The sequence below is a fragment of the Streptomyces sp. NPDC032091 genome (assembly GCF_055580265.1).
The window spans coordinates 337,833-364,089 of record NZ_JBVILR010000002.1; the positions used below are offsets into that span (position 1 = coordinate 337,833).

Here is a 26,257-nt window from a genome sequence, read left to right on the forward strand (position 1 = left end):
GCCGGTCTGCGACCTGCTCGGGCGTGGCCGCGCGCAGGGCGGGGGCGAGCAGGTGCCGGCTGGTGAGCAGCCGGCGCCGGTGCTCGTCGCTGAGGTGCGGTCGGGTCGGGCTCATGGCAGGGGGCCGGGCGGCGAACTGCCGCCGTGGGCGGGTCCTTTCGGCCGGGCGGGTGGGAGGACTGCGGAACGACCACCCCAGCGTGCACCCTCTTGCGGACAGCTTCCGTCCTTGATCAGGCGAAACGGCCGGCGCATGCAAAAGGCAGGAAGAGTGCTCTCCCTGCCACTTCCAAGCTATAGCCCACAGGGGGGCTTGCCGCAAGACCCCTGTCCCGGCGCAGAATCGTCGGCCGCAGCCGCGCATCACGGATCGCGGACCGATCGCGGAGGAAATGGGGACCAGGAGTGCGAGTGCTGTCGTCGTCGACGTACGGGGCGAGCGGAGCCGTCGGGCCGGCCACGACGGAGGGAGCGCGATGAGCGACCGCTACGTACTGGACCTCCGGGAGGCCGACGCGGCGCAGGTCGACGCCGTCGGCGGCAAGGCCGCCCACCTGGGCGTGCTGTCGCGGATCGACGGGGTCCGCGTCCCGGAGGGTTTCTGCGTGACGACGGACGCCTTCCGGCGGATCCTGCGGGAAGCTCCGGCCATCGAGGAGGCCATCGACCGGCTGGCGTGCGCGGACCCGCGCGATCGCGAGGCCCTCCGCACGCTCAGTGGGCAGGTCCGCCAGGCCATCGAGGAGGTCCCCGTCCCGGACGCCCTCGCGGCGCCGATCACCGACGCGCTCGCCCGGTTCGGTGAGGGGGCCGCCTACGCCGTCCGCTCCAGCGCGACGGCGGAGGACATGCCGTCCGCTTCCTTCGCCGGCCAGCAGGACACGTACCTGAACGTCGTCGGGCCGACGGCCGTCATCCGGCACATCAGCCGCTGCTGGGCCTCGCTGTTCACCGAGCGGGCCGTGGCGTACCGCCAGAGCCACGGCATCGACCACCGTACGGTCCACATGGCCGTCGTCGTGCAGCGGATGGTCTTCCCGCAGGCGGCCGGGGTCCTGTTCACCGCCGACCCCGTCACGGGTGATCGGACGGCCGCCACCGTGGAGGCGGGCTTCGGCCTCGGCGAGGCCCTGGTGTCGGGGCTGGTGAACCCGGACGTCTTCACGGTGCGCCGCGGCGAAGTCGTCGCCCGGGCGATCGCCGCCAAGGAGCGTGCCGTCCGCGCCCTCGCCGCCGGCGGTACGCGGGAGGTGGCGGTCGACGCGCGGCAGCAGCAGCGGCCGACGCTGACGGACGCGCAGGCCGTGCGGCTCGTCCGGCTCGGGCGGCGGATCGAAGCGCACTTCGGGCGCCCGCAGGACATCGAATGGTGCCTGGCCGACGGCGACTTCCACATCGTCCAGAGCCGGCCGATCACCACGCTCTTCCCGGTCCCCGTCCCCGGGCCCGAGAGCGGCGGGCACGACGACAACCGCGTCTACCTCTCCGTCGGCCACCAGCAGATGATGACCGACCCCATGAGGCCCCTGGGGCTCTCCGTGTGGCAGCTGACCGCCATGGCGCCGATGCCGGAGGCCGGCGGCCGGCTGTTCGTCGACGTCACCCGGCGCCTGGCCTCGCCCGCGAGCCGCGCGGCCCTCCTGGACGTCGTCGGGCGCGGCGACCCGCTGGTCAGGGATGCCCTGGAGACCGTCCTCGCCCGCGACGGCTTCCTCCCGTCGCTGCCCGAGTCCCCCGAGGCGGCTCCCGGCAGGCCGCCGGCGGACCGTGCGCCCGCCCCGATCGAGACCGATCCGGCCGTCGTCACCGAGCTGATCGAGCGCAGCCGGCGGTCCCTCGCCGCCCTGGAGCGGGACATCCGGACGAAGACCGGACCGGAACTGTTCGACTGTCTGCTGGACGCCTTCGAGGAGCACAAGCGGCTGCTCCGTGACCCGCAGAGCCTTCAGGTCATCATGGCGGGGATGGAGGCCACCTGGTGGCTCAACGACAACCTGCGGGCGTGGCTGGGCGAGAAGAACGCGGCCGACACGCTGACGCTGTCCGCCCCCGGCAACGTCACGTCGGAGATGGGACTGGCGCTGCTCGACGTCGCGGACGTGATCCGCCCGTGGCCGGAGGTGGTGGCGTTCCTGCGGGGCGTCGAGGACGACGGCTTCCTGGACGAGCTGGCGAAGCTTGCCGGCGGACCCCAGGCGCGCGACGCCATCGAGGCCTACCTCGGCCGGTACGGCATGCGCTGCGTCGGCGAGATCGACATCACGCGACCGCGCTGGCGCGAGCGCCCCGCCACGCTCGTGCCCGTGATCCTCGACCACGTCCGCAACTCCGGGCCGGGCGCCGCCGAACGGCGCTTCGCGCAGGGGCTGCGGGCGGCGCGGGAGAAGGAACGGGAAGTGCTGTCGCGGGTGCGGGCGCTGCCGGACGGGCAGCGCAAGGCCGCGGAGACCAAACGGATGATCGACCGGGTCAGGACGTTCATCGGGTACCGGGAGTACCCGAAGTACGCCATGGTCAGCCGCTTCTTCGTCTACAAGCAGGTCCTGGTGGAGGAGGCCGAGCGGCTCGTGCGGGCCGGGGTGCTCGCCGCGAAGGAGGACGCCTTCTACCTGACGTTCCCGGAGCTGCACGAGGCCGTACGCTCCCGCCGGGTGGACGACCGGCTCGTCCGGCAGCGCAAGGAAGCGTTCCGGTCGTACCAGGCGCTCACCCCGCCGCGTGTCCTCACGTCGGACGGCGAGGCCCTCAACGGGTCGTACCGGCGCGACGACGCACCGGCCGGCGCCCTCGTCGGCCTGCCCGTGTCCGCCGGGACCGTCGAGGGACGGGCCCGCGTCATCCTCGACATGGCCGACGCCGACCTCGAACCCGGCGACATCCTGGTCACGGTCTTCACGGACCCCAGCTGGTCGCCGCTGTTCGTCGGAATCACGGGCCTGGTGACGGAGGTGGGCGGCCTCATGACGCACGGCGCGGTGATCGCCCGGGAGTACGGCCTCCCGGCCGTCGTGGGCGTCGCCCGGGCCACCCGCCTGATCCGCGACGGCCAACGCATCCGCGTACACGGAACCGACGGCCACATCGAACTCCTGGACTGACCGGCCATCGGCACACCAGAATCGCCCTGTGACACGCCACGCCCACGAGGAAGCCGATCTGCTGGCGCTGGTCCGCCGCTATGTCACGCCCGAGCGCCGCTATCTCAAGCTCGGCGGCGGTGTGCTGCGCATGCGTGGGCATGACTACGACCGATTCGTGCGAGCTCTTGGTGAGGACGCACGACGCATCACCCCCGACGAGATCGCCACCCTTCTCGAGGGCGGGTGGCGTGAGCGGAGGACCGCCGCCTGGCTCATCGCTGTCGGGCGGCGGACCGAGTTCCGTGAGCGACTCGGGGAGCTCCTGCTGGCCGGCGAGGTGTGTTGCGCGGGGTCGGCGTACTGCGTGGCCCTCGCCGGCTTCGGCACACCGCGCGACGCCGATCTGCTGGCCGCCTACCTCGACCGCTACCTCCGTCGCCCCGACCTCACACGGTGGAACCCACCACCCACCTGAACCTGTTCCGCCAACTCTGCGCCTTCGTCGACGAATGCCGTCAGGGGCTCTGCCGTTGACCTGCCGGGAGGCATCTTCGTCGAGGGTGCCTCCTGAGCGGTGGGTTTGCGTGCTGCTGTGTCGGGGGTAAGGGCCCACGGCCGGCGGTCGGTTGTGAGTGCCCGGGCGGCGGTGCCGCTGCTGCTCGCGAGGGGGAGGCCATGGGGTGTGTGGTGGCTGCCGTTCGGGCGGCGGCTGTGGTCATCGCCACCTGGCTGGTGCTGTTCCTGCTGCTGCCGCTGCTGGCTTCGCTCCTGCCAGGCCCCCGGCCCCACGGCCCCGTCTGGTCCACGGTCCTCACCCTGTGGCTGCTCACGCTGCTCCTCGGGCCGCTGATCGCCTGCCTCGCGTTGCGCCGCTGGATCGCCGGGAGCCGGGCCGGGGCCCCGGAGGAACCACTCCCCCCTGGGCCGTACGCGCGAGCCCGGCAGGACACTCCCCGATCCGGCGGTGATACGGGGTGGTGGACGGACGCGTCACCACCCCCGCGGCCCGAGGAGCAGGGGGAACCGCAGGCCCCGCCTGCCGCGGAGGACCCGGACGCCGAGGCCCGGCGAGCCCGCGCGGAAGCCGAGCGGCAGCAGGCGGCAGCCGAGCGAGCCCGCGCGGACGCCGAGCGGAAGCAGAAGGAAGCCGAGCGGGTGCGGAAGGAAGCCGAGCGGGTGCGCAAAGAGGCAGCTCGACGGCGAGCGGCGCGCAATCGCCGGCTGCGTGAACAGGGTCGGCGGTACTGAGGAAAGGCCGGCCAGGGAAGGAACCCGGATCGGTCACCCCCCGTTTGGAACCCGTCCTTGCGGCCATACGAGTCGTCAACAGGGTTCAGCGACAACGTCGTTGCCGGGGGAGAGGGGGGACCGCCATGGCCACGCCCGAGGAAGACGGGCCCGTGTCCGTACGCGGCGCCGGGCCCGCGCGGCGGACCGGTCCGGGACGTGACGCGGTGCTCGCGCTCGGGCTGCTCGGCACCGGCGTCGCGGGTGCCGCCGCCTTCCTGAAGGCGGTGTCCGCGGAGGGCATCCGGCTTCCACTGGCCCCGATCGCCGCCCTGGCCGTCCTGCTGCTCGGCGTGCTCCTGGCGAAGTGGAGCCTCGCCCCCGCCCGGCGCCGGCCCCGCATTCCGCGGGCCGGCGGGACCGCGCAGGTACCGGCGGACCTTCCCGACATAGGCGGTGAGGCCCTCGACCACGCCGGGGCCGACGCCGACGGCTTCGAGCACACGGTGGCGGCCCTGTGCGCCCGCGACGGCTGCACCTCGGTGGAGGTGGTCGGCGGCGCGGGCGACCTGGGCGCCGACGTCGTCGCGACGGCGGCGGACGGCCGGCGCGTGGTGATCCAGTGCAAGCACTACGCGGAGGACCACCGGGTCGGCTCGCAGGACCTCCAGCGCTTCGGCGGTACCTGCTTCGCGGTCCACGAGGCCGATGTCGCCGTCATCGTGACGACCAGCTCCTTCACCGCGCCCGCCGCCGAATACGCCGACACGTGCGGCATCGTCCGCATCGACGGCGAGGCGCTCGCCGCCTGGACCGAACAGGAAACCCCTGCGCCCTGGGAGTCGGGCGCGAACGCCCCCGCCCCCGCCGCCGTTCCCCCGGGAGGCGCGGCGTGACGGGTCAGCGGGGGGCGGCGCGGGCGTGGAGCAGTACGGTCGTCCAGACGTACGGGCCCACGTACCGGACCTGGCCCCGGACGGTGTAGCCGGCGGGGAGCAGCCCGGGGGCGGGGGTCAGGCACAGCTCGTCACCCCGTCCGGGAACCGCTGAGACCTCCAGGTCCGGGAAGACCGGCTCGCGCGGGAGGTCCAGGGCGGTGGCCGCCTTGTAGAAGGCCTCCTTCGCCGAGAACACCACCGTGAGGAGCCGAGCGCCCACCGCGCCGCCCGTCAACCGGGCCAGCTCCGGCGGTGTGCAGACGAGCCCGGCCGCCTCCGGCGAGAGGCGGCCGACGCGTTCGACGTCCACCCCCACGGCGGAGACGTCCGGCCGGGCGGTCGCCAGGCACGAGGCGGCCGCGCCCCGGCAGTGGCTGACGGATCCCCGTACCCCCGCCGGGAACCGGGGGCGCCGGCCCTCGCGCAGCACGGGCCCCGTCCGGCCCAGCAGCCGCAGGGCGTCGGCGGCCGCGGCGCGCCCCGCCGCGAAGTCCCGCCGGCGGGCCGGCGGGACCCCCCGCATCAGCGCCCGCTCCTCGGGGTGCAGGCCCTCCCCGTCCGCGTCCCCCCGTACGCCCGGCAGCCGCAGGACGGCGATCACGCCCCGCGCGGGACGCACCGCGAGGACCTGCGTTCCCGTACCCCTCACGCTTTTATCCGGCTTTCATGGCGGCACCCCATCATCAGGAATCCGGACAGGCGGAACGCGGGCGGAACGGACGCGGAACGGAGGGAGAGGCCATGTCACGCGAGCATGCTCCACGCCGGGCCGTCGGCGGGTTCGAGCCCCAGCTCGTCCCGGAGCATGGTCCGGAGCTCCTGGAAGGCGCTGAGCGCCTCACCGCGCCGGCCCGACTCCCGCAGCGACTCGATCAGCGAGTGGTGGAACCACTCGTTGAAGGGGTGCGCGGCGACCAGGTCGCGCAGTTCGGGTACGACGTGGGTGTGACGGCCGCGGCGCATCTCCGCCTCGACGCGCACCTGGTGGGCCCGAACGCGCAGCTCCTCCAGGTACTGGACGTGGCCGGCCAGCACCCGCCCCGGGCGGACCGTGGCCAGGGCGCGGCCCCGCCACAGCGCCAGCCCCGCACCGCAGGCGGCCACGGCCTCGTCCACCCGGTCCGCGGCGAGCAGCCGCTCGCCCTCCCGGAACAGCCGCGTGAACCGGGTCGCGTCCAGCTGCTCGGGATCGATGTCCAGGAGGTAGCCGGACCGGCCGGTACGCACCAGCCGCTGCGAGGGCGACCCGAGGACCTCGTCGAGCTGGCGGCGCAGGTGGTAGACGTGCGTGCGCAGGGTGCTGAGCGCCCAGCGCGGCGGCCGCTCCTCCCACAGCTCGTCGACGAAGGTGTCGACCTCCACCACCCGGCCCGCCCGGAGCAGGAGCAGGGCCATCACCTTGTTCACCATCGGCCCGCGCAGGCTGTGGGGGGTGGTGCCCGCGGAGACTCCGAGAGCCCCGAGCACCGAGAAGCAGATCTGGCCGGCCACGGCTGCCAGCACCTCCGTCAGTCCGCCGGCGACACCGAGCGCATCGCCGTCCGAGGGCTGGAATACAAGCACGCGCGCGGGCCGCGGCCGGCGGCTCTGCCCCGCAAGAAGCGCACCGCTGCGCCTAAAGAGACATCCGTGCAGAAGGACAGAAAGGCGGGACCATGAACGAATCACCGCAGGTGCTCGTCGTCGGAGCCGGGCCGGTGGGGCTGGTGACGGGGATCGAACTGCTCCGGCGCGGCGTGCCGGTGCGCGTCGTCGACCGCTCCGAGCGCCCCAACCCCCATTCCAAGGCGATCGCCCTGTGGCCACGGGGCATCGAGGCCCTGGCCCGGTTCGGCGCCGCGGACGAACTGCACCGGCGCGGCCTGGTGCTGCGGGCCCAGAACTACCACGCGCGGGGCGAGCGGGTGGCCCGGCTGGCGTTCGGCGGGATGCGCCGCACGCGCTACCCGTACGCCCTGTCGATCCCGCAGCAGGAGACGGAGGCGGTCCTGCGGGACACCTTCCGGGCGCTGGGCGGGACGATCGAGTTCGGGACCTCCCTGACCTCCTTCACCCAGGACGCCGCCGGGGTGAGCGCCGAGCTGGAGACGGCGCGGGGCCGGGTGACGGAACGCTTCGGCTGGCTCGTGGGCTGCGACGGCGCGCACAGCAGGGTCCGCGAGGTCCTGGGGGTGCCCTTCCGGGGCGGTTCGTACCCCCAGCAGTTCCTCCTCGCCGACGGTCCGGCCCGTACCCCGCTGGCCCAGGACGAGGTCCACTACTTCATGTCGGCCGCCGGCGTGCTGGTGGTGGTCGGGCTGCCGGGCGGCATGTACCGGACGTTCGTCAGCGCCGCGCCCGACCTGGCGGTGGACGACCCCCGGGACGCCGTGCAGCGCGCGGCCTCCGAGCGGTGCCCCGTGCCGATCGAGCTGCTCGGCGAGCAGCGCACCGGTGTGTTCCGGGTGCACCGCAAGGTCGCCGACCGGCTGCGTTCCGGCCGGGTGCTGCTGGCGGGCGACGCCGCACACATCCACAGCCCGGCGGGCGGCCAGGGGCTGAACACCGGCATCGAGGACGCGGCTTCGCTGGCCTGGCGGCTGGCGGGGGTGCGTGAGGGCCGGTGGGGCGAGGAGGCGCTGGCGCGCTGGGAGGAGGAGCGGCTCACGGTCGCACGGGCCGTCGTCGGCGACACCGACCTCCAGACCCGGATGTGGACGATGAGCGGCTGGCGCGCCCGGGCCCGGGACGCGGCGCTGGGCGCCGCGGGGCGCGGCGGCCTCCTGGACCGCGTCGTCGTACCGCGCCAGGCCCAGCTGTCGTTCGCCCATCCCGGCCCGCGCCGGCGGGCCGGCCACCTGCGGACCGGGATGCGGCTGCCGGACGTACCGCTCGACGCCGGGAGCGGGCGCTGGCTGCGCGACGAGCTGGGCGACCCGGCGCCGCTGCTGCTGCTCTTCCCCGGAACGGGCAGGCACCGCAGGGACGTCGGGGGAGTGGCCGACATCTTCCGCAAGGCCCACGCGACCCTCCGGGTCACGGTGGTCGCCGACGCGGACGACATCGGTCACTCCCTGCTGAGGCTGGTCCGCCCGTGTGCCGTTCTCGTGCGGCCGGACGGGACGGTCGCCTCGCTGGGCGACCCGTTCCGTGACGTACTCCACTCAGAAGTACGGCATTTGACCGGAATGGCCGCTGGGGCACGGTAGTTGGGGGATGACATGGTTCTTCATTCGGAATTCACACGACTTCCCTTACCCGCCGTCCTGTTCGCCGACGGAGTCTTCGCCCACCCCGAGGGGAAGACCGTCCAGGGGGTGATCCGGCACAGTACGGTGCTCCGCCCCGTCGCGGTCGTCGACCGCTCCCACCCCCACGCGACCTCGGCGTCCGTGCTGCCGGGGACCGGCGTCCCGGTCGTCGGATCCGTCGCCGCGGCCATGAAGTACGGTCCCCGGGCCCTGGTGGTGGCGCTGACCGAATCCGATGTCTGCGAGTCGGTCGACGGGAAACTGCTGCACACGCCGAGGGAGCCGGGCGACCTGCCGGACCTGTGGTGGGATGAGATACGCACCGCCGTCCGCGCCGGCCTGCACGTCATTTCCTGTCTCCACGTGCAGCTGCGCGAAACGGAACTCGCGCACATGCTCGCGGAGGGCCAGCGCATCGTCGACGTGAGGCGGCCGTACGACGTACTGCCCAAATTCTCCGGACGGGTCCCCCGACGGCGCGCCCGACTGATTCACGTCGCCGGCAGCGACTGCGTCGTCGGAAAGCGCACCACCGCCCTCCAGATGCACCGGGAAGCCCTCTCCCGCGAGATCGACTCCGGCTACGTGGGAACCGGGCAGACGTGTCTGCTCGCCGGATGCACCGAAGGCGCGATCGTCGACCGGACACCGGTGTTCCAGGCGGCGGGCCTCGTCGAGCACCTGGTCCAGCAGGCCGACGCCCGCCACGACCTGCTGATCATCAAGGGCCAGGCGTCCGTGATGCACCCGGCGTTCGGCGGCCTGGCGACCGCGATCCTCCAGGGCTCGCGGCCCGACGCGGTCGTCTTCGCGCACGACCCGCAGCGCGCCTCGCGCTACCACTGGGACCACCTGCCGCTCGCCGACCTGGAGACGGAGATCCGCACGGTCGAGGCCCTCGGCGGCGCCCCCGTCGCGGGCATCGCCACCCGCGGCCGCGACAACGTACGCCGGCTCCGCCCTCTGGGACTGCCCGTCGCCGACGTCCTCGACGGCGACGGGGCGGCGGTCCTGCTGGACGCCGCCGAGGCGGCGTGGTCCGCACCGCGCGGGGCGGTCCGGGCGGGGGGCGTGTGAAGGGAGTGAGGGGAGCGAAGCAGGTGGAGGTGGCGCTGCGCGCGGTGGCGTCCTTCGCCGAATGCCCGACCTGGGACCCCGCCGACGGAACCCTGCTGTGGGTCGACATGAACCGCTGCGAGGTGCACCGGCTGTGCCCCTCGGGCGGAGCCGGGACGGTCCTGCGGTTCGACCAGCCCGTCGCCGCGGCCAAGCCCCGGGCCGGCGGCGGCCTGGTGCTCAGCATGCGCGACGGGGTGGCGGTCCGCGACCCCGACGGGACGCTGCGTCCGCTCACCGACTGGTCGGCCGAGGGGGTACGGGGCAACGACGCGGGCGTCGACGCGCGGGGCCGCCTCTGGGTCGGGACCATCGCCGGCCCGTCCGCCCCCGGCTGGCTGGGCCGCGTCTCCCCCGGGGGCGCCACCCACCGCGCGCTGTCCGGCACCCGCCTGAGCAACGGCATCGCCTGGAGCCCCGACGGAGGGCGGCTGTACTTCGTCGACACCCCCACGTGCCGCATCGACGTGCTCGACTACGACCCCGCCACGGGGGAGGCCCGCGGCCCGCGTCCGTTCGTCGAGCTGACCGGCACGGCCGGCGTGCCCGACGGCCTGTGCGTCGACAGCGACGGCGGGGTGTGGGTGGCCCTCTTCCGCGGCGGCGCGGTCCGCCGCTACACGCCCGGGGGCACGCTCGACCGGGAGATCCGCTTCCCCGCCGCGCTGACCACGGCGTGCGGCTTCGGCGGGGCGGACCTGACCGACCTCTACGTCACCACGGCCCGGCGCGCGCCCGAGTACGACGAACCGCTCGCGGGCAGCGTGTTCGTCGTGCCCGGCGCCGGCCAGGGCCCGGCCCCCACGGCGTTCGCCGGCTGAGGACGGTCACGGGGCGGCCGCCGCGGCGTCGGGCTCCGGCCGGGCGGCTCGGGGGGCGCGGGCGAAGGCCCGGGAGACCTCGACGAGCCACCGCACGTCGGCGGAGAAGTCCAGGTCGTCCGGGCCCATCGCCGGCCCGGGCGCGGAGCCGTCCGCCCGGCCCCGCCCGTCCGCCCAACCCTCCCCGTCTGCCCAACCCTCCCCGTCCGCCCGGCCCTCCCCGGCCCGCGCCGCGAGGGCGGCGGCGATGCGCGCGGCCTCCCACCGGGCCCGCTCCCCGACGTTCCCGTCGGGTCCCGGGGCGGGTCCCAGGCCCGGGGAGACCCATCCGCCCAGGGCCAGGCAGCCGTCCCGGATCTCGATCACCCGCCGGTGCAGGCGGAACCGCAGGTCCCACAGGGCGAACAGGTCGCTGCGGGGAGCGGGCTGCAGGGAGGTCTCGGGGTGGGCGCGGTAGAGGGCGTACCAGAGCGGGCGCAGCCGGCGGAACCGCCGGTAGTCGGCCCACCAGGCCCGTACCGCCTCCACGCGCGGGCCCCACAACGGCGCCGTCCACCCGACGGTGTTCAGGGTCAGCCCGACGGTCAGACAGGTGCGGATGACGTCCGCGGAGGCGGCCGGGTCCCAGCCGTGGTGCACGAGGAAGATGTCCGCGAACCGGCCCAGGGAGTAGACGAGGTCGAGGCAGGCGCCGACCGCCGCGGTCCGCAGCCCGCGGCGGAGCCAGACGTCCTCGGTCAGCCGGGCGTAGAACCGGCAGGCCCTCGCCACGACGGCCTTCCCGAGGGTGAAGGCCGTGAGGTAGACGACCTGGTAGGCCACGAAGTACGGCTGCTCCCGGGGGTGCGCGAACGTGTTCCGCGGGTGGCCGTGCAGCAGGGCGAGCCCGAAGAGGACGGCCATGGCGGCCGGCACGCAGGCCAGCAGGGCGAGCCGGCGGCGCGCGCGGGCGCGGGCTTCCGCCCTCGGGTGCAGCCAGTGGATGAGCAGCACCTGCTGGCAGGCGATCGCCGCGATGATCCACATCTGGACGGACACGTTGTACCAGGTGACCGTGCCGAAGAGCTTCCCCGTCAGGTGGGCGGGCGTGGACATGGCCAGGTACATCCCCTGGCAGCCGAAGGACGCGCACAGCGCGACCAGCGCCGGCTCCCGGCCGCGCCGGAGCACCGGCGGGAGGGTACGGACGAAGGCGAACCAGCAGACCAGGGCGCCCAGCGGGTAGCGGACACTGTTCATGTCCGGCCCCGGCGGCGCCAGTCGAGGGAACCCTGGATCCGGCCGAGCACCCCGTCCGCCTCGGCGGCGGCCGTGCCGGGCTGCGAGCGCAGTCCCTCGCCGAGGAGGAACGCCATCACCTCGGCCTCCCGCTCCTGGCTGTCGGTGTAGGTGTCCCGGCACAGCAGGTCCTGTACGAGCGAGGGATCGAGGTCCGGGAAGAGCGTGGCGACGGCGGACGCGTCGGCGGTACCGCTGCGGTGGCCGCACACCATGTGCGCGAGCTCGTGGGCGATGATGTGCTCCTGGTGGTGGCGGCTGGTGTGCTGCTCGTAGACGACGTAGTCGGCGTCCGAGAAGGCCAGCCACAGCCCGCAGGGGCCGGACGCGCCCAGGGGCATGGGCAGCAGGTGGATGGGCCGGCCCCGGGAACCGCTGAGGTGGTCGCACAGGGCCATGAGGTCGTAGGAGCGGGGCAGCCCGAAGGACGCCAGCCGCTGCCGGCTCTCGCGGCGCAGCGCCCGTAAGCCGCCGCGGCGCCGGATCCGCTGGGGGAATCGCACGGCTGGTCTACTCCCCGGCACCCGCCGGGGCGCCGGCGTCTCTGTCCTCCGGGCCTTCGGCCGTCCCGCCGGCCGCCCGGCCCGACTGCCCGCGCGAGGCCGCCGAGTGCAGCAGGCTGACCTCGCGGATGATGCGCGCCAGGTGCTTGCGGCCGGAGTCGTCCATGCTCATCGCCCGCAGCGCGATGTCACGGACGTCGGCGTTGCCCATGGCCGAGGCGAGGGCGAGCTGCGCGTCGACCCGCTCGGTGGTGTCGTCGTCGAAGAAGTACGCGGCGGGCACGCGGAAGAACGCCGCCAGCGCCTCCAGGTGCCGCTTGGTGGGGTTGTCGCGCAGCCCGGTGCGCAGCTGCCAGACGTACGTCTTGGAGAACGTGCCGCCGCTCAGCCCGCTGCACCCACGGGCGACTTCGTCGTAGGTGTACTCCCGGCCGTTGGTGCGGATGGTCCTGAAGAGTGTGTCGACCTTGTCTGCCAAAGAGGGCATCAACGTTCCTTCTCGTCCGCCAGCGTGAACCGTCAAGGTGACGGCGTCCTATCGTAGTTGACAGCCCCCCAGGTCGCACCTACGGTCGGATCGTCAGCTGAAATGAACGCACGGGTGGATACCGGCAGCCGTCGACAGTCGGCCGGTCGGTACGGGGTCCGGCTGGGGGAATTCGCGTGGGAAACGTCTCTGTGTCCGACCAACGCGGCGCACACCGTGCGCCGCCGGACCGCTTACGGTCCGCGGAGCCGGGGACGCACGGGCGGGCCCCCGGCGACGACTGCTGCGGCCGGCTGGCCCGCGACGTCCACGACCACCTCGGGGGCAGCCTCGCCCTGGCCCTCCGCCACCTGGAGCTGTACCGGGTCAAGACCCGTGGCGCGGAAGCGGATCCGGGTGCCGAACGGCACCTCACGGCGGTCCACGACGCCCTGCGGGAGGCCACCGCACTGACCCGAGGCCTGGTGGCCGGGCTGCGCGGCGCCGGCGCCACCGCGGACGACGGCCTGGGGGAAGCGCTGCGCCGCCAGGTGGACCGGCTCAACCTGGCCGCGATCCCCGTCCGGCTGACGGTGGAGGGCGACGAGGCGCGGGTGCCGGCCGCCCACCGCCGCGAGATCGCCCTCGTCGTCGGGGAGTTCCTGCGCAACTCCTTCGGCCACGCCGATCCGCGGACCGTCACGATCGCCGTACGGATCTCTGGCCGCCGCCTGTCGCTCCGGGCCGCCGACGACGGCCGCGGCTTCCGCCCCGGCGCCCCGGGGGCCCCCGGCGGCCCCGGCGGCCACCGGGGCGGACTCACCGCCATGCGCGAACGGGTGGCCCGACTGGGCGGGCGCTGCCTGCTCCTCAGCGCTCCGCGCAAGGGCACCCGGCTGCTGCTGTGGGTGCCGCTGACCTGCGGCCACGGACCGCACCCGGGTGAGGGGGAGGCATGGAAACCATTCGCATCCTGATGGCGGACGACCACACCCTGCTGCGCGACGCCCTGGCCGAACTCCTCGGCACCGAGGACGACTTCGAGGTGGTCGGGCAGGCCGGGGACGTGGCCGAGACCCTGCGCCTGGCCGCCGAACTCCAGCCCCGCGTCCTCCTCCTGGACATCGAGATGCCCGGCAACCACGACCCGGCCGCCACCGTCCGGCAGCTGCGCCGGGCCGCGCCGCAGACCCAGGTCCTGGTCCTGACCATGCACGACGACCCCGGACTGGTCCAGGCGTTGCTGCCGCTGGGCATCCGGGGGTTCCTGCACAAGACCGTGAGCCACCAGTCGCTGGCCGGCACCGTGCGCGACGTCTGCGCCGGCGGCGGCCGGGTCACCATCTCGCTCTCCGCCCGGAGCCTGGCCGCCCCCGCCCCCGCGGAGATCGCGCCGCTCTCGGTCCGCGAGACGCAGGTCATGGAGCTCGCCGCCGGCGGACTGAGCAACTACCGCATCGCCCGCCGGCTCGACATCGCCGAGGGGACCGTCAAACGCCACATGCGCAACATCTTCGACAAGCTGGACGCCGGGTCCCGGGTGGAGGCGGCCAACAAGGCGGTGGAGCGCGGCCTGATCGCCCCTCCGGTGACCGCCCCCGGCGGACTGCGGACCACCCGGCACCTGCGCGACGCCACACTCGGTACCCCGCGCGCCCTGCCGGAGGCCGCCCTGCGCTAGCGCCGGCCGGCCACCCGCCACCCGGCCACCCGGCCACCGGCCACCCCGCCACCCGGCCGCGCTCCGGAGGCCGGGACGCGGCCGGGGCGGCTGCTCACACGCCCATGCCGATGCCGCCGCCCACCGGCAGCACCGCCCCGGTGATGTACCCGGCCCCCTCCGAGGCGAGGAACCGGACCGCCGCGGCGACCTCCTCGGGCGTACCCGGCCGGCGCAGCGGTGTCATCGCCATGCACTCCTTCATCCGCCGCTCCGTCAACCCGCTCGTCATGTCCGTGTCGATGATCCCCGGCGCCACCAGGTTCACCGTGATGCCGCGCGGACCCAGCTCCCAGGCGAGCGAGCGGGCGAACCCCAGCAGAGCGGTCTTCGTCGCGGCGTAGTTGGTCTGCCCGGGGGAGCCCAGGAACCCCAGCGCCGACGACACCAGGACGATCCGGCCCCGGCGCGCGGCGAGCATGTCGCCCGCCGCGGCCCGCACCGTACGGAACACGCCCTTCAGGTTCGTCGCCACCACCTCGTCGAACGCGGCGTCGTCCATGCGGAGCAGCAGCGTGTCCCGGGTGATCCCCGCGTTGGCCACCAGCACCTCCACCGGGCCCTGCCGCTCCGCGACGGCGGCGAACGCGGCCCGTACCGAGGCGTCGTCGGTCACGTCGCAGCGCACCCCGAGGAGCCCCTCCGGCGGCGTCCCGGTCCGGTGGCCGACCGCCACCCGGTCCCCGTCGGCGGCCAGGGCTCGCGCCACGGCCAGACCGATCCCCCTGTTGCCCCCGGTGACGAAGACGGAACGTGACATGTGTTGTTCTCCTTCCGGAAGACCGGGCGCCCCGCCCGGCCTCGTGAACGGCGCGAAGGTCATCGCGCCGGGGACTCCACCAGCAGGCACGACCAGGTGAAGCCGGCCCCCGCGCTGAAGACGAGGGCGGCGGACCCGGGCGCGGGCAGCCCCCGGGCCGTCAGTTCGGCGATCCCGGCGACCGCGTCACCGGCGCCCAGGTGCCCGGTCTCCCGGCCGGGGTCGAGCAGCCGCGCCCCGCCCACCAGCTCCGCGAGGACCGGCAGCCACGACTCGGCCAGCGTCTTCGCGCCGAAGCGGGGCAGCACCACATGGGTCAGCCGCGGGTCCCGTCCGTCCATGCCGCCGTCGGCCAGCGCCTGCGCGACGACCGCGCGGACGGCCCGCCGGTTGGACGTGGTGAACGGCAGCATCCCGTGGGCGCTCAGGTAGGCCCGCTTGGTGGCGCGCATGTCGACCCGGTCGCGGTACCCGCGGGCGACCGGCGAGAAGGGGTCCGCGCCGCGGTGCATCTCCTCCAGCAGGGGGTCCGCGACCGTCGCGACCGACCGCAGCAGCAGCACGTCACCGTCCGCGGCGGGCCGGCGCAGCAGCACGGCCGTACCCGCGTCGCCGTACGCCACCCCGAAGTCGCCCGCCCAGCGGTCGAAGCCGGGCCCGGCGAAGCGGTCCCCCGTCGTCACCAGGCCCAGTCGCGGCCGGGACGGGGGAGAGGACTCGGGCGAGGCCAGCCACGCCATGACCAGCCCGATGGCGGCGGCGCCGCCGTTGCACACCTGCTGGATGCCCACCGGCAGCGCCCGCAGGGCGCCGAGCCGGCGGGCGACGTAATGGGCCGGCGACCACAGGTCGTGCCCCTGGTAGTACATCCACGCGTGCGCCAGCACGTCCAGCTCACCCGCGTCCGGACCCGCCGCCGCCAGCACCCGGCGGGCCGCGAGGACCGCGGCGTCGGGCGGGGCGACGTCCCCCGCGTCCGGCACGCTCTCATGCCCCAGGGCCACCGCGTCCCGGCTGCGCAACCGCCCCGCGGCGACCGCGTCCGAGGCGCGGGAGCGCCCCTCCGGCAGCCACAACCCGGCCGTCACGATGCCCACCGGCTCGGTCGGTCTCATCCCCGCGCCCCCTCCGTACGTCGGATCGTCCTCACGTCCGGAACGCTCGGGCCCCCCGATGAAAGTGCGGGCAAAAACCGGCCGGAAACCCCCGCCGCCGGACCGAACACCCCCATGGGCATACGGCCCGCACCCTCGCGGAGGCACCCCCCTATGTCACTTTCGGAGTGCTTGCCGCTGCCTCCACGCCTGGGATTGGCTGGTTGAGGCCGCAGCGGAGACGCACAGAACTCCGGCTGCGACCTCCCACACCAGCGAACCGAAGGGCAGGCAGATGAACGACACGGAGATGTCCGAGGACCGCCGCGCACAGGTCCGGGCCATCGTGGCGGACGTGCTCGAAGCGGACCCGGACGCCCTGACCGACGAGAGCAGCTTCGCCGACGACTTCGACGCGGACTCGCTGCTGGTCATCGAGATCTACGCACGGTTCGAGCGCGACCTCGGCATCCGGATCCCGAAGGAGGACCTCGTCGAGCTCGACGAACTCCCCAGCGCCTACCGCCTCGTCGCCAAGCACAGCACTCCGGAGGCGCTGGGTGTCTGACGAGGCCTCCGCCACCGGGCGCAGGGTCGTCGTCACCGGACTCGGCGCGGTGAGCAGCCTGGGGCTCGGCGCCCGCGCGCTCACCGCGGCGGTCCGGGCCGGACGCAGCGGCATCGGCCCGATCGCACAGTTCGACGGGACCGGCTTCGAGCAGGTCCTCGCCGGTGAAGTGCGCGGCTTCCACCCGGAGATGCACCTACGGGGAACCGACCCCGCGCGCTGGGGCCGCAGCGGCCGCTTCGCCGCCGCGGCCGCGCGGATGGCGGTCACCGACGCCGCGGCCGATCCGGCGGCCCTGGCGGCCGGAAACACGGCGAGCTGCTTCGGGACGACCAACGGCGAGTCCCTGGAACTGGAAGGACTGACCCGGCAATGGGTCGACGACGGCCTCGCCGCGCTCGACCCGCTGCCCGCCGGCCGGGCCGACGCCGGACGGATCGCCGCCGCCGTCAGCGCCGAACTCGACCTGAGCGGCGAGTCCGTCACCCTCGGCACCGCCTGCGCCGCGGGCAACTACGCCATCGGCTACGGCTACGACCTGGTCCGCACCGGAGAGGCCGACGCCGCGCTGTGCGGCGGGGCCGACGCCTCCAACCGGGCCACCCACGCCGGCTTCCACCGCCTCGGAGCCCTCGCCGAGGACGTCCCCCGGCCCTTCGACCTGCACCGCGACGGCATCGTCACCGCGGAGGGCGGCGCGGCGCTGCTCCTGGAACCCCTCGAAACGGCCCTGGCGCGCGGGGCCCGGATCTACGCCGAGGTCCTCGGGTACGGCATGACCTGCGACGCCGCCCACATGACCAACCCCGACGCCGCGTCGATCGCCGAGTGCATCCGGCGCGCCCACCACAACGCCGGCGTCAAGCCCGGCGACGTCGACTACATCTGCGCACACGGCACCGGCACCAAGGCGAACGACTCCACGGAGACGGCCGCCGTGCGCGAGGTGTTCACCGACGGCCCGCCACCGATCAGCTCCGTCAAGTCCATGCTCGGACACACCATGGGAGCGGCGGCCGGCTTCGGGGCCCTGGTGTGCTGCGCCGCCCTGTCCGAAGGGTTCCTCCCGCCGACCGCCACGCTGCGCCGGCTGGATCCGGCACTGGGACCGGGACTCGACTGCGTCCCGGGAAGGGGCCGGGACGCCCGGCCGCGCATCGTACAGAACCACGGCTTCGCCTTCGGCGGGAACAACGCCGTGACGATCTTCGGAGAGTTCACCGGATGAGCATCGTGGACGACCAGCGGCGTCCGGCCGCCACCTCGCGGACGGTGGTCCCCCTGGCCCTGGACAGCGCCGGCGTGATCAGCGCGGCCGGGCCCGGACTGGGCCCCCTCGCCGACGCCCTGCGGCGCGCGGCGGCGGCCGGCGGACGGCCGCCCGCCGCCCGGGACGCGGAGGACTACCCGCCGCTCACCCTGCGACCGGCCGACTTCGAGCCCGCCGACCTCCTCGGCACCAAGGGGCTGAGCCGGCTCACACGTGCCGAACACCTCGGCATGGCCGCCGCCACCCTGGCGCTCGAACCGCTCCCCGACCGCTCCGGGACCGGCCTGGTCCTCGGCAGCGCACTCGGCAGCAGCGGCGGCATCGCCCGCTTCAACCGGGACACCTTCGTCCGGGAGCGCCCCGACATGGTGAACCCGTCGGACTTCCCGGGCACCCTCATGAACGCGGTCGCGGGACGCACGGCCATCCGCCACGGGCTCACCGACGCGAACGCCACCGTCTCGGGCGGCCCCCTGGCCTCCCTGCACGCGCTGCGCTTCGCCCGCAACGCCCTGGCGGGCGGCCACGCACGCCGGATGCTGGGCGGAGGCGTGGAGGAACTGTCACCCCACAGCGCCTGGGCGTGGCACCGCAGCGGAGCGCTCGCGCCGGGGACCGCGCTCGGCGAAGGCGCGGCGGTGTTCGCCCTGCGCCCCCTCCCGGCGGACACCCCCGGCGAGCGCCCCCTCGCCCTCCTCATGGCCGTCGCCACCGGCTTCGCCGCGGGCGGCCCCCTCGCCGCCGCCCGCCGCCTCACCGCCTGCGTACGGGACGCGCTCGCCCGCAGCGGGGTCGCGGCCGCCGACGTCGCCGTCGTCGCACCCGGCGCGGCCGGCCGGCGGGGCTGGGCGGCCGTGGAGCGGCGCGCCCTCCGCGCGGCGCTCGACGGCCCCGACGGAACGGACGGCTCCGACGGCTCCGTCGGCACCGGGGGCCGGTACCTGCTGTGCGTACGGGAGGTGCTCGGCGAGACCCACGGCGCGAGCGCCGCCCTCCAGGTGGCGGCCGTCCTCGCCCGCTGGCACGACCCCCACCTCGACACCCGCCGCGAACGGGCCGCGCTCGTCACCTCGGTCGGCCCGGACGGCTCGGTCGGCTGCGCCGTCCTGCTGCACCCGCACGCCGGCGGCTGAGCCACCCCGCCAAACCCCTCTCGATTCCCCGATCCACCGAGCCACCACCACGTGAGGACGTACCCTCCCCATGCGCTACCGCTACCTCGGCCGCACCGGCCTCCAGGTCTCCGAGCTGTCCTTCGGCGCCGCCACCCTCGGCACCCCCGGCGCGTTCGGCGCGCTGCCCGGCGCGAACTGGTCCCAGTTCGGCGTCAACGCGGGCGACGACGCCGTACGCCTCGTCCACGCCTGCCACGACGCGGGCGTCAACTTCTTCGACACCGCCGACGTCTACCGGGACGGCGAGTGCGAGGAACTGCTCGGCCTGGCACTGAAGGACCGCCGGGACAAGGCCGTCATCGCCACCAAGGTCCGCTTCCGCACCGACCCCGACGACATCAACGCGGCCGGCTCCTCCCGCCACCACCTGGTCCGCGCCGTCGAAGCGAGCCTGCGCCGCCTCGGCACCGACTACATCGACGTGCTCTACCTCCACGGCACCGACCCCCGCACCTCCCTGGAGGAGACCCTCGGGACCCTCGACGACCTGGTGCGCGCGGGAAAGCTGCGCTACACCGGCTGCTCGAACTTCCCCGGCTGGCAGCTGATGAAGGCGCTCGACCTCTCCGACCGCCGCAACCTCGTCCGCTTCGCCGCCTACCAGGGCTACTACAACCTCGGGGCCCGCGAGCTGGAGCACGAGATCGTGCCCGCCGCCGCCGACCAGGGCGTGGGCGTCACCGTCTGGAGCCCGCTGGCAGGCGGCTTCTTCACCGGCAAGTACCGGCGCGGACAGGACGTGTCGCCGGAATTCCGGCTGGCGCACGAGGGCCCCGCCTCCATCGCGCCGCTCACCGACCGCGAGCAGGCCTACGACGTGGTGGAGGTGCTCGACGGCATCGCCCGCGACCGCGGCGTCTCGATCGCCCAGGTCGCCCTCAACTGGGTGCTGAGCAAGCCCGCCGTGACGTCGGTGGTCTTCGGCGCCAGCCGCCCCGACCAGCTCCGGGACAACCTCGGCACCGTCGAGTGGGAGCTCACCACCGAGGAGCGGCAGCGGCTCGACGCGGCGAGCGACCGCCCCGCGCCCTACCCGTACTGGCACATGCGGGCGATCGCCGGCGACCGCAACCTCCCCGGAGACCTCTAGGACCCGGGCCGCCGCCCCCTCCGGACCTGTCCGCCCCCTCCGGACCAGTCCGGCCCCGACCGCGGCCCGCCCACCCCACCGTTCCGCCCCGAGTCCGACCCAGGAGCACACCCGTGCCCATAGCCGTCATCGCCCTGTCCCTCAGCGGCTTCGCCATCGGCGTCGCCGAGTTCGTCATCGCCGGCATCCTCCCCGACATCGGAGCCGACCTCTCCGTCTCCGTCCCCACCGCGGGACTCCTGGTGTCCGGGTACGCCCTCGGTGTGGTCGTCGGCGCCCCCGGCCTCACCGTGCTGTGCGCCCGCACCGAACGCCGGAGCCTGCTGATCCGGCTCATGCTGCTCTTCCTCGCCGGCACGGTCCTTTCCGCCCTCGCCCCCGACTACGGGCTGCTGATAACGGGCCGGGTGCTGTCCGCCCTCGCCCACGGCGCGTTCTTCGGCGTCGCGATGGTCGTCGCCGCCGACCTCGTTCCCGCGGACCGCAAGGGCCGCGCCGTGTCGATGGTCGCCGCCGGCCTCACCCTCTCCACGATCCTCGGCGTCCCGGCCGGCACCTTCATCGGCCAGCACTTCGGCTGGCGCTGGGCGTTCTGGATGGTCGCGCTCTTCGCCGCCGCGGGCCTGGCGGGCATCGCCTCGCTCGTCCCCCGCACCCCGGCGCCCGCGAGCACGGGGCTGCGCTCCGAACTGGCGGTGCTGCGCCGCCCGGAGGTCCTGCTGGTCCTGCTCACCACCGTGCTCGGCTTCGGCGGCGTCATGACCTCCTACACCTATATCGCCGAGATGGTCACCCGGGTCACCGGCTTCACCGACGACGCCGTCACCCTGATCATGGTGCTCTTCGGCGTCGGCATGTTCGCCGGCAACCTGGCCGGCGGCCGGATCGCGGACCGCGCCCCCAGGGCCGCCCTGTGCGGTGCGCTGGCCCTGCTGACCCTCGTGCTCGGCGCGTTCACCTTCACGGTGCACGACAAGGCCGCCACCTGCGTGACCGTCTTCCTCTTCGGCGCGGCCACCTTCGCCACCATCGCCCCGCTCCAGATGCGCATCATGGCCAAGGCCGACGGCGCCCCCACCCTCGCCTCGGCCTCCAACATCGCGGCCTTCAACCTCGCCAACGCCGCCGGCCCCCTGCTCGGCGGCAGGATCATCGCCGCCGGCCTCGGCTACCCCGCCCTCAACTGGGCCGGGGCCCTCGTCACCCTCGCCGGACTCCTCCTCGCCGGCCTGGGCGTGGCGGCGGAGCGCAAGGAGCGCGCCGCCACCCCGGCCCCGCACCACCCGACGGCGGCGCCGCTGCCCTCGTCCCGACGCCCCTGAACCGGAAGGAAGCCCCCGTGGGAACGCCCACCGCCACCCTCACCTACGACCGGACCGTGTCGCGCTCGCTCGTCCACCGCTGGGCCCTGTCCGAGGTGTTCCTCACCGACTCCGTCGCCACCGGCGAGGGCGCCTTCACCGCCGCGGCGCAACTGCCGCTCTCCCACGCCCACTACCGGGACCATGCACCGGGACGCGGTCTCCACGACGCGCTCCTCGTCCTGGAGAGCTGCCGCCAGGCCGTCACCTACGCCTCGCACCTCCACGAGGGGGTGCCGCGCGACACCACGTTCATGGTCACGTCCTGGACGCTCGACATCACCGATCCGGAAGCGCTCCGGTGCGGCGACCGGCCCGGGGAACTGCGCATGGACGCGGAGGTCACCGTCCGCGCCCGGCGCGGCGGACGGCTGCGCCGGCTGGCCTTCGCCATGGACCTCGTACTCGACGGCCGCGCCCTGGGCCGGCTCACCATGGACGTCAACTGCACCCCCACGGACCAGTACCACGCCCTGCGCCACATGCAGCGGGGCACCACCGTCCCCACCGCGTTCACCCTGCCCGCCCTGCCCCACGGAGCACCGGTCGACCCGGCCCGGGTCCGCCGGCTCGACCCGGCCAACGCCGTCCTCGACGCCGCCCGCCTGGCCCCGGCCTCCCTGACCGCGCTGCTCAGCCCCCGTACGTTCGGCAACCGCAGCATGTACGACCACCCGTACGACCACGTCCCGGCCATGGTCTTCAGCGAGGCGGCACGCCAGTGCGCCCTGCTGCTCGACCCGGAACGCGGCACCGCACGGGTGCTCCGGCTGCACGGGCGCTTCCTGAAGTTCGCGGAACTGGACGAGGAAGTGCGCCTGACCGCCGTATGCGAGGAGGGCGCCGGCCCGGGGGCGTTCCGCATGGACGCCGTCCAGCGGGACGAAACCGTGGCGGAGCTGCACGTGACCCTGGGCTGACCCCCGCCCCCTTCCCCCTCCCTTCCTCCCTCCTCCCTCCCGGAGTGCTCCATGACCACGGCACTGCCGACGTCCACGCGCGCCGTCGCCTTCTTCGACGTCGACGAGACGCTCACCACCGTCAAGACCATGTTCGACTTCTACGACTTCTTCCTCGAAGCCGTCGGACACACCCCGCAGGAACAGCGCAGGCTCCGGCAGCAGGCCCGCGACCTGCTGAACCCCGGCATGCCCCGCGAACAGGGCAACCGGCTCTTCTACCGCCGCTTCGCCGGCTACGCCGCCGACCGGGCGGCGGCCGCCGGCCGGGCCTGGTTCGCCCGTCACCAGCGGCAGGGCGGCCTGTTCCACCAGGACGTCCTCGCGGCGCTCGCGGCCCATCAGGAACGCGGCCTGGCCACCGTGCTCGTCTCCGGCTCCTTCCCCGCCGCCCTCGACCCCGTCGCCGCCCACGTCGGCGCCGACGCCGTGCTGTGCACGCGCCCGGAGATCGTGGACGGCGTGTACACCGGGGAGGTGCTGTCCACGATGATCGGCGACGCCAAGACCCGCGCCGCCCGCGAGCTCCTGGCCGAGCACGGCATCGGCCCCGAGCGGTGCCACGCCTACGGCGACCACGTCTCGGACCTGGGGATGCTCCGCCTCGTCGGCCACCCGGTCGTCGTCGGCGACCACCCGGAACTCCTCGCGGAAGCCGGCCTGCACGGCTGGCACCACCTGCCGGGCACCGCGGCCTGACGGCCGCAGGCGGCGACGAGGGTGTCGAGCGCGTCAAGCAGACCCCCACAAGGCCTGAAGGAACGCGTTGGCTAACGTGGGGTGCGGCGGACTCGCCCCACGTTCGAAGAAGAAGACATGCACATCCTCGCGGACCCCCACCACTCCGGTCTCTCGGTCCTCGCCCGCGAACTGCTTGAGCGCACCGGGCGCCGCAAGGAGCCCGCAGGCACCCGGACTCCGACGGAGCTGCTGCGCGTACCCGACCGCACCGGCCGGCAGGTCCCGGCCCCGCTGGAGCTCGTGATCGCACGCGAGGGCTTCGCCCAGAAGTACGGCGGGCTGCGCCACACGGTGCGGCGCAGCACCCCGGGAGGGCCCCCGGAGCAGCGGGAGAGCGCCTCGGAGTGGAGCTGGGACCTGGACACGGGCGTGTGGCGGGATCCGGCGGGGGGCTGGTACTTCGAGTGGACCGGAGAGCTCGTGTCCAGCCCGGTCCGCTACCTCGCCCACACCGACGGACGCGTGGGGGTCGAGGTCGGCGACGGGGTGTTCCGGGAGATCGCCTCCTCGGCCACGCACCTGATCGAGTCCCACGCCGTCATGGACTCGGTCGCGGGATGGGACCCCTGGCCGATCGAACCCGACGGCCACGACGTGGTCCGCCGCCTGGACGGCCTCACCGAGGTCGCCGAAGCGTCGGGGCCGATGCTGCGCTGGTGGACGTCCGACACGGTCGCGGTCATGGAGTTCCGCGAATGGAGCAACCAAGTCCCCCGCGCGTGCAGGGCGTTCCTCTGGTCACGTGGCGAGGAGGGACACCGCCGGCTGCGCGCGGCCACCCGCGCGGCCCGGGCCGACACCGGCCCCCAGTAGCCCCGTGCGTGCAACCGTCCTGGGGCGGTTCGCGTGTTTCCTCCCGTAGAGATGATCAACGGTGAGGAGACGATGTGAAGTCCGTGGCAAGCCGTCCGTCCCGGCGTACGGTCCTGGCCCTCGGCAGCGGAGGCCTGGCCGCGCTCACTCTCGGCGCCGCGGGCCGGGCGTCCGCGGACACCCGACCGGGCCCGGGCACGGCGCGTCGGCTGCGGGACATGGAACGGGAGCACGGAGCCCGCCTCGGCGTCTACGCCCGCAACCTGGCCACCGGCCGCACGGTGGCCCACCGGGCGGAGGAGCTCTTCCCGGTCTGCTCGGTGTTCAAGCCGCTGGCCGCGGCGGCCGTCCTGCGGGACCTCGACCGCGACGGGGAGTTCCTGGCCCGGCGGATCCACTACACCGCGGCCGAGGTCGAGGCGGCCGAGTGGGCCCCGGTCACCCAGGACCACGTGGCCGACGGGATGACGGTCGAGGCCCTGTGCGCGGCCGCGGTGGGCCAGAGCGACAACCTCGCCGGCAACCTCCTCCTGCGCGAGCTGGGCGGCCCGACCGCGATCACCCGCTTCGCCCGCTCCCTCGGCGACCGCGTCACCCGGCTCGACCGCTGGGAAACGGCCCTGAACTCCGCCGAACCCTGGCGCACCGAGGACACCACCAGCCCGCGCGCCATAGGCGAGACCTACGCCCGGCTGCTGCTCGGCGACGCACTGCCCCGCCCGGACCGGGACCGGCTCACCGGCTGGCTGCTCGCCAACACCACCAACACCCAGCGGTTCAAGGAGGGCCTGCCCGGCTGGACCCTGGCCGACAAGACCGGCGGCGGCAACGCCTACGGCGTCGCCAACGACGTGGGCGTGGTCTGGAGCCCGGCCGGCGTGCCGGTGGTGATGGCGGTCCTGACGACCAGGCCGGAGGCACCGCAGGGCCCGAACGACAGCAAGCTCGTCGCGGACACGGCGCGCCTGCTGGGCGAAGCCGTCCTGAGCTGACCCGCCGACCCGCCGACCCGCTCCGGCCGCGGAGGCGGGCCCGGGCGGGAAAACCGGTCGACAGACGTGTCCCCGAGGCACTGTGATGGCTCCGACCGCCCGCCGCGTGGAGCGGGCCCACCGCAGGAGCTGCACGTGGCGCCCAGGAGAAGCGCGGATTCCCGCTCCGCGATCGACACCGCGCTGGTCCGACGTCTGGTCGATGCGCAGTTCCCCCAGTGGGCCGAGCTGCCCCTCACGCTGCTCGACCCGGCCGGTTCGGACCATGTGATCCACCGGCTGGGCGAGCACCTGTCCGTCCGGCTGCCCCGCCACGCGGGAGCCCTCGGGCAGGCCGTGAAGGAGTCCGCGTGGCTTCCCAGGCTCGCCCCGCACCTGCCCCTGGCCATCCCCGTACCGGTGGCGGTGGGTGAGCCCGGCTTCGGCTATCCCTGGCCGTGGGCGGTGTCCCGCTGGCTGGACGGCGAGGTGGCGACCTCCGAGTCCCTGGCCGACTCGTCCCGGGCCGCCGTCCGGCTGGCGGAGTTCCTCACCGCCCTCCAGGCGTTCGTGCCCGAGGACCTCCCGGCCGGGGACGCGCACGAGGACCTCACCGGACGGCCGCTGGCCGACCGGGACCGCGCGACGCGGGCCGCCATCGCGGCGGTCGCCGGTGTGTTCGACCCCTCGGCCATGACCGAGGTGTGGGACACGGCGCTGGCCGCCCCCGCGTGGGACCGCCCTCCGGTCTGGTTCCACGGCGACTTCCACACCGGCAACCTGCTGACCCTCGACGGCCGCCTCAGCGCGGTGCTCGACTTCGGCGGGCTCGGCATCGGCGACCCGGCCTGCGACCTGACCATCGCCTTCACCCTGATGTCGGCCGGCAGCCGCGCCGCCTTCCGCGCCACGCTCGGCGTCGACGACGCCACCTGGGCCCGGGGCCGCGGCTGGGCCCTCGCCACGGGCCTGAACGCCTACACGACCTACGCCGCCGTCGATCCTCGGGTCGCCGCGCAGACCACCCGCCAGATCACCGAGGCACTGATCGGCTGACCACATCGGGCAGGATGGAC

The 26,257-nt window shown here is 74.4% G+C and carries 25 protein-coding genes and 1 pseudogene; 19 read left to right on the plus strand and 7 right to left on the minus strand.

Going from position 1 to position 26,257, the window contains the following annotated elements; all coding sequences use genetic code 11:
- Nucleotides 1-476: 476 nt before the first annotated feature.
- The 4 genes and pseudogenes from rph to ACZ5NJ_RS04555 all read left to right on the plus strand — a co-directional run bounded on the left by rph (nucleotide 477) and on the right by ACZ5NJ_RS04555 (nucleotide 5,203).
- The gene (rph, locus tag ACZ5NJ_RS04540; protein WP_468762670.1) at nucleotides 477-3,098 is read left to right on the plus strand and encodes a rifamycin-inactivating phosphotransferase; all 2,622 of its coding nucleotides are present in this window, start codon (nucleotides 477-479) and stop codon (nucleotides 3,096-3,098) included.
- A 28-nt stretch (nucleotides 3,099-3,126) separates the two neighbouring features.
- A pseudogene (locus ACZ5NJ_RS04545) lies at nucleotides 3,127-3,528 on the plus strand (DUF6000 family protein); the annotation flags it as partial.
- 239 nt (nucleotides 3,529-3,767) lie between these two features.
- Complete coding sequence (locus tag ACZ5NJ_RS04550; RefSeq protein WP_468762672.1) at nucleotides 3,768-4,328, plus strand: hypothetical protein; 561 nt, start codon at nucleotides 3,768-3,770, stop codon at nucleotides 4,326-4,328.
- A gap of 125 nt (nucleotides 4,329-4,453) precedes the next feature.
- Nucleotides 4,454-5,203, plus strand: coding sequence for a restriction endonuclease (locus ACZ5NJ_RS04555; RefSeq protein WP_468762674.1), 750 nt, complete (start codon nucleotides 4,454-4,456; stop codon nucleotides 5,201-5,203).
- 4 nt (nucleotides 5,204-5,207) lie between these two features.
- On the opposite strand, the gene ACZ5NJ_RS04560 is transcribed toward ACZ5NJ_RS04555, so the two are convergent.
- Together ACZ5NJ_RS04560 and ACZ5NJ_RS04565 are read right to left on the minus strand one after the other, a co-directional pair.
- Nucleotides 5,208-5,894 (minus strand): 4'-phosphopantetheinyl transferase superfamily protein, encoded by a 687-nt coding sequence (locus ACZ5NJ_RS04560; RefSeq protein WP_468762676.1) that lies wholly within the window; start codon nucleotides 5,892-5,894, stop codon nucleotides 5,208-5,210.
- Between the two features lie 95 nt (nucleotides 5,895-5,989).
- The gene (locus tag ACZ5NJ_RS04565) at nucleotides 5,990-6,808 is read right to left on the minus strand and encodes an AfsR/SARP family transcriptional regulator (RefSeq protein ID WP_468762678.1); all 819 of its coding nucleotides are present in this window, start codon (nucleotides 6,806-6,808) and stop codon (nucleotides 5,990-5,992) included.
- Nucleotides 6,809-6,900: 92 nt separating this feature from the next.
- Here ACZ5NJ_RS04565 and ACZ5NJ_RS04570 point away from each other — a divergent pair, with 92 nt between their 5' ends.
- The 3 genes from ACZ5NJ_RS04570 to ACZ5NJ_RS04580 are packed head-to-tail and all read left to right on the plus strand — an operon-like array spanning nucleotide 6,901 to nucleotide 10,412.
- Complete coding sequence (locus tag ACZ5NJ_RS04570) at nucleotides 6,901-8,433, plus strand: FAD-dependent monooxygenase (protein WP_468762680.1); 1,533 nt, start codon at nucleotides 6,901-6,903, stop codon at nucleotides 8,431-8,433.
- 12 nt (nucleotides 8,434-8,445) lie between these two features.
- On the plus strand, nucleotides 8,446-9,552 hold the full coding sequence (locus ACZ5NJ_RS04575) for a DUF1611 domain-containing protein (protein WP_468762682.1): 1,107 nt from the start codon (nucleotides 8,446-8,448) through the stop codon (nucleotides 9,550-9,552).
- A 5-nt stretch (nucleotides 9,553-9,557) separates the two neighbouring features.
- Nucleotides 9,558-10,412 carry an SMP-30/gluconolactonase/LRE family protein gene (locus tag ACZ5NJ_RS04580; RefSeq protein ID WP_468762684.1) on the plus strand — a complete coding sequence of 285 codons (855 nt, stop codon included), beginning with the start codon at nucleotides 9,558-9,560 and terminating at the stop codon, nucleotides 10,410-10,412.
- Between the two features lie 6 nt (nucleotides 10,413-10,418).
- Here the strand turns inward: ACZ5NJ_RS04580 and ACZ5NJ_RS04585 are convergent, their stop codons facing one another.
- From ACZ5NJ_RS04585 to ACZ5NJ_RS04595, 3 genes are read right to left on the minus strand one after another with little or no spacing between them, the layout of a single operon-like run.
- Nucleotides 10,419-11,651 (minus strand): MAB_1171c family putative transporter, encoded by a 1,233-nt coding sequence (locus tag ACZ5NJ_RS04585; RefSeq protein WP_468762685.1) that lies wholly within the window; start codon nucleotides 11,649-11,651, stop codon nucleotides 10,419-10,421.
- Nucleotides 11,648-12,193, minus strand: coding sequence for a toxin (locus tag ACZ5NJ_RS04590; protein ID WP_468762687.1), 546 nt, complete (start codon nucleotides 12,191-12,193; stop codon nucleotides 11,648-11,650). The genes ACZ5NJ_RS04585 and ACZ5NJ_RS04590 overlap by 4 nt, the downstream gene beginning before the upstream one ends.
- Before the next feature lie 7 nt (nucleotides 12,194-12,200).
- A complete protein-coding gene (locus tag ACZ5NJ_RS04595; RefSeq protein WP_468762689.1) occupies nucleotides 12,201-12,680 on the minus strand; it encodes an XRE family transcriptional regulator in 480 nt (159 codons plus the stop codon).
- 191 nt (nucleotides 12,681-12,871) lie between these two features.
- Between ACZ5NJ_RS04595 and ACZ5NJ_RS04600 the strand changes: the two genes are divergently transcribed.
- Entirely contained in the window at nucleotides 12,872-13,636 is a 765-nt protein-coding gene (locus tag ACZ5NJ_RS04600; RefSeq protein ID WP_468762691.1) for a sensor histidine kinase, read from the plus strand.
- Nucleotides 13,615-14,340 carry a response regulator gene (locus ACZ5NJ_RS04605; protein WP_468762693.1) on the plus strand — a complete coding sequence of 242 codons (726 nt, stop codon included), beginning with the start codon at nucleotides 13,615-13,617 and terminating at the stop codon, nucleotides 14,338-14,340. Before ACZ5NJ_RS04600 ends, ACZ5NJ_RS04605 begins: the two co-directional genes overlap by 22 nt.
- Nucleotides 14,341-14,434: 94 nt before the next feature.
- On the opposite strand, the gene fabG is transcribed toward ACZ5NJ_RS04605, so the two are convergent.
- Entirely contained in the window at nucleotides 14,435-15,139 is a 705-nt protein-coding gene (fabG, locus tag ACZ5NJ_RS04610; protein ID WP_468762695.1) for a 3-oxoacyl-ACP reductase FabG, read from the minus strand.
- A gap of 59 nt (nucleotides 15,140-15,198) precedes the next feature.
- Complete coding sequence (locus tag ACZ5NJ_RS04615; protein WP_468762697.1) at nucleotides 15,199-16,254, minus strand: beta-ketoacyl-[acyl-carrier-protein] synthase family protein; 1,056 nt, start codon at nucleotides 16,252-16,254, stop codon at nucleotides 15,199-15,201.
- Between the two features lie 274 nt (nucleotides 16,255-16,528).
- Between ACZ5NJ_RS04615 and ACZ5NJ_RS04620 the strand changes: the two genes are divergently transcribed.
- The 10 genes from ACZ5NJ_RS04620 to ACZ5NJ_RS04665 all read left to right on the plus strand — a co-directional run bounded on the left by ACZ5NJ_RS04620 (nucleotide 16,529) and on the right by ACZ5NJ_RS04665 (nucleotide 26,237).
- Complete coding sequence (locus ACZ5NJ_RS04620) at nucleotides 16,529-16,801, plus strand: acyl carrier protein (RefSeq protein WP_468762699.1); 273 nt, start codon at nucleotides 16,529-16,531, stop codon at nucleotides 16,799-16,801.
- Nucleotides 16,794-18,029, plus strand: a complete 1,236-nt coding sequence (locus tag ACZ5NJ_RS04625; RefSeq protein ID WP_468762701.1) for a beta-ketoacyl-[acyl-carrier-protein] synthase family protein — start codon at nucleotides 16,794-16,796, stop codon at nucleotides 18,027-18,029. Before ACZ5NJ_RS04620 ends, ACZ5NJ_RS04625 begins: the two co-directional genes overlap by 8 nt.
- Nucleotides 18,026-19,204 (plus strand): beta-ketoacyl synthase N-terminal-like domain-containing protein, encoded by a 1,179-nt coding sequence (locus tag ACZ5NJ_RS04630; protein ID WP_468762703.1) that lies wholly within the window; start codon nucleotides 18,026-18,028, stop codon nucleotides 19,202-19,204. Before ACZ5NJ_RS04625 ends, ACZ5NJ_RS04630 begins: the two co-directional genes overlap by 4 nt.
- Nucleotides 19,205-19,274: 70 nt before the next feature.
- On the plus strand, nucleotides 19,275-20,336 hold the full coding sequence (locus ACZ5NJ_RS04635) for an aldo/keto reductase (RefSeq protein ID WP_468762705.1): 1,062 nt from the start codon (nucleotides 19,275-19,277) through the stop codon (nucleotides 20,334-20,336).
- Nucleotides 20,337-20,449: 113 nt separating this feature from the next.
- Nucleotides 20,450-21,658 carry an MFS transporter gene (locus ACZ5NJ_RS04640; RefSeq protein WP_468762708.1) on the plus strand — a complete coding sequence of 403 codons (1,209 nt, stop codon included), beginning with the start codon at nucleotides 20,450-20,452 and terminating at the stop codon, nucleotides 21,656-21,658.
- A gap of 17 nt (nucleotides 21,659-21,675) precedes the next feature.
- A complete protein-coding gene (locus ACZ5NJ_RS04645; RefSeq protein ID WP_468762710.1) occupies nucleotides 21,676-22,617 on the plus strand; it encodes an AfsA-related hotdog domain-containing protein in 942 nt (313 codons plus the stop codon).
- A gap of 51 nt (nucleotides 22,618-22,668) precedes the next feature.
- On the plus strand, nucleotides 22,669-23,355 hold the full coding sequence (locus ACZ5NJ_RS04650) for an HAD family hydrolase (RefSeq protein ID WP_468762712.1): 687 nt from the start codon (nucleotides 22,669-22,671) through the stop codon (nucleotides 23,353-23,355).
- 117 nt (nucleotides 23,356-23,472) lie between these two features.
- Nucleotides 23,473-24,210 (plus strand): hypothetical protein, encoded by a 738-nt coding sequence (locus tag ACZ5NJ_RS04655; protein WP_468762714.1) that lies wholly within the window; start codon nucleotides 23,473-23,475, stop codon nucleotides 24,208-24,210.
- 83 nt (nucleotides 24,211-24,293) lie between these two features.
- Nucleotides 24,294-25,202, plus strand: a complete 909-nt coding sequence (gene bla / locus ACZ5NJ_RS04660) for a class A beta-lactamase (RefSeq protein ID WP_468763149.1) — start codon at nucleotides 24,294-24,296, stop codon at nucleotides 25,200-25,202.
- A gap of 135 nt (nucleotides 25,203-25,337) precedes the next feature.
- Entirely contained in the window at nucleotides 25,338-26,237 is a 900-nt protein-coding gene (locus tag ACZ5NJ_RS04665; protein ID WP_468762716.1) for an aminoglycoside phosphotransferase family protein, read from the plus strand.
- Nucleotides 26,238-26,257 lie beyond the last annotated feature (20 nt).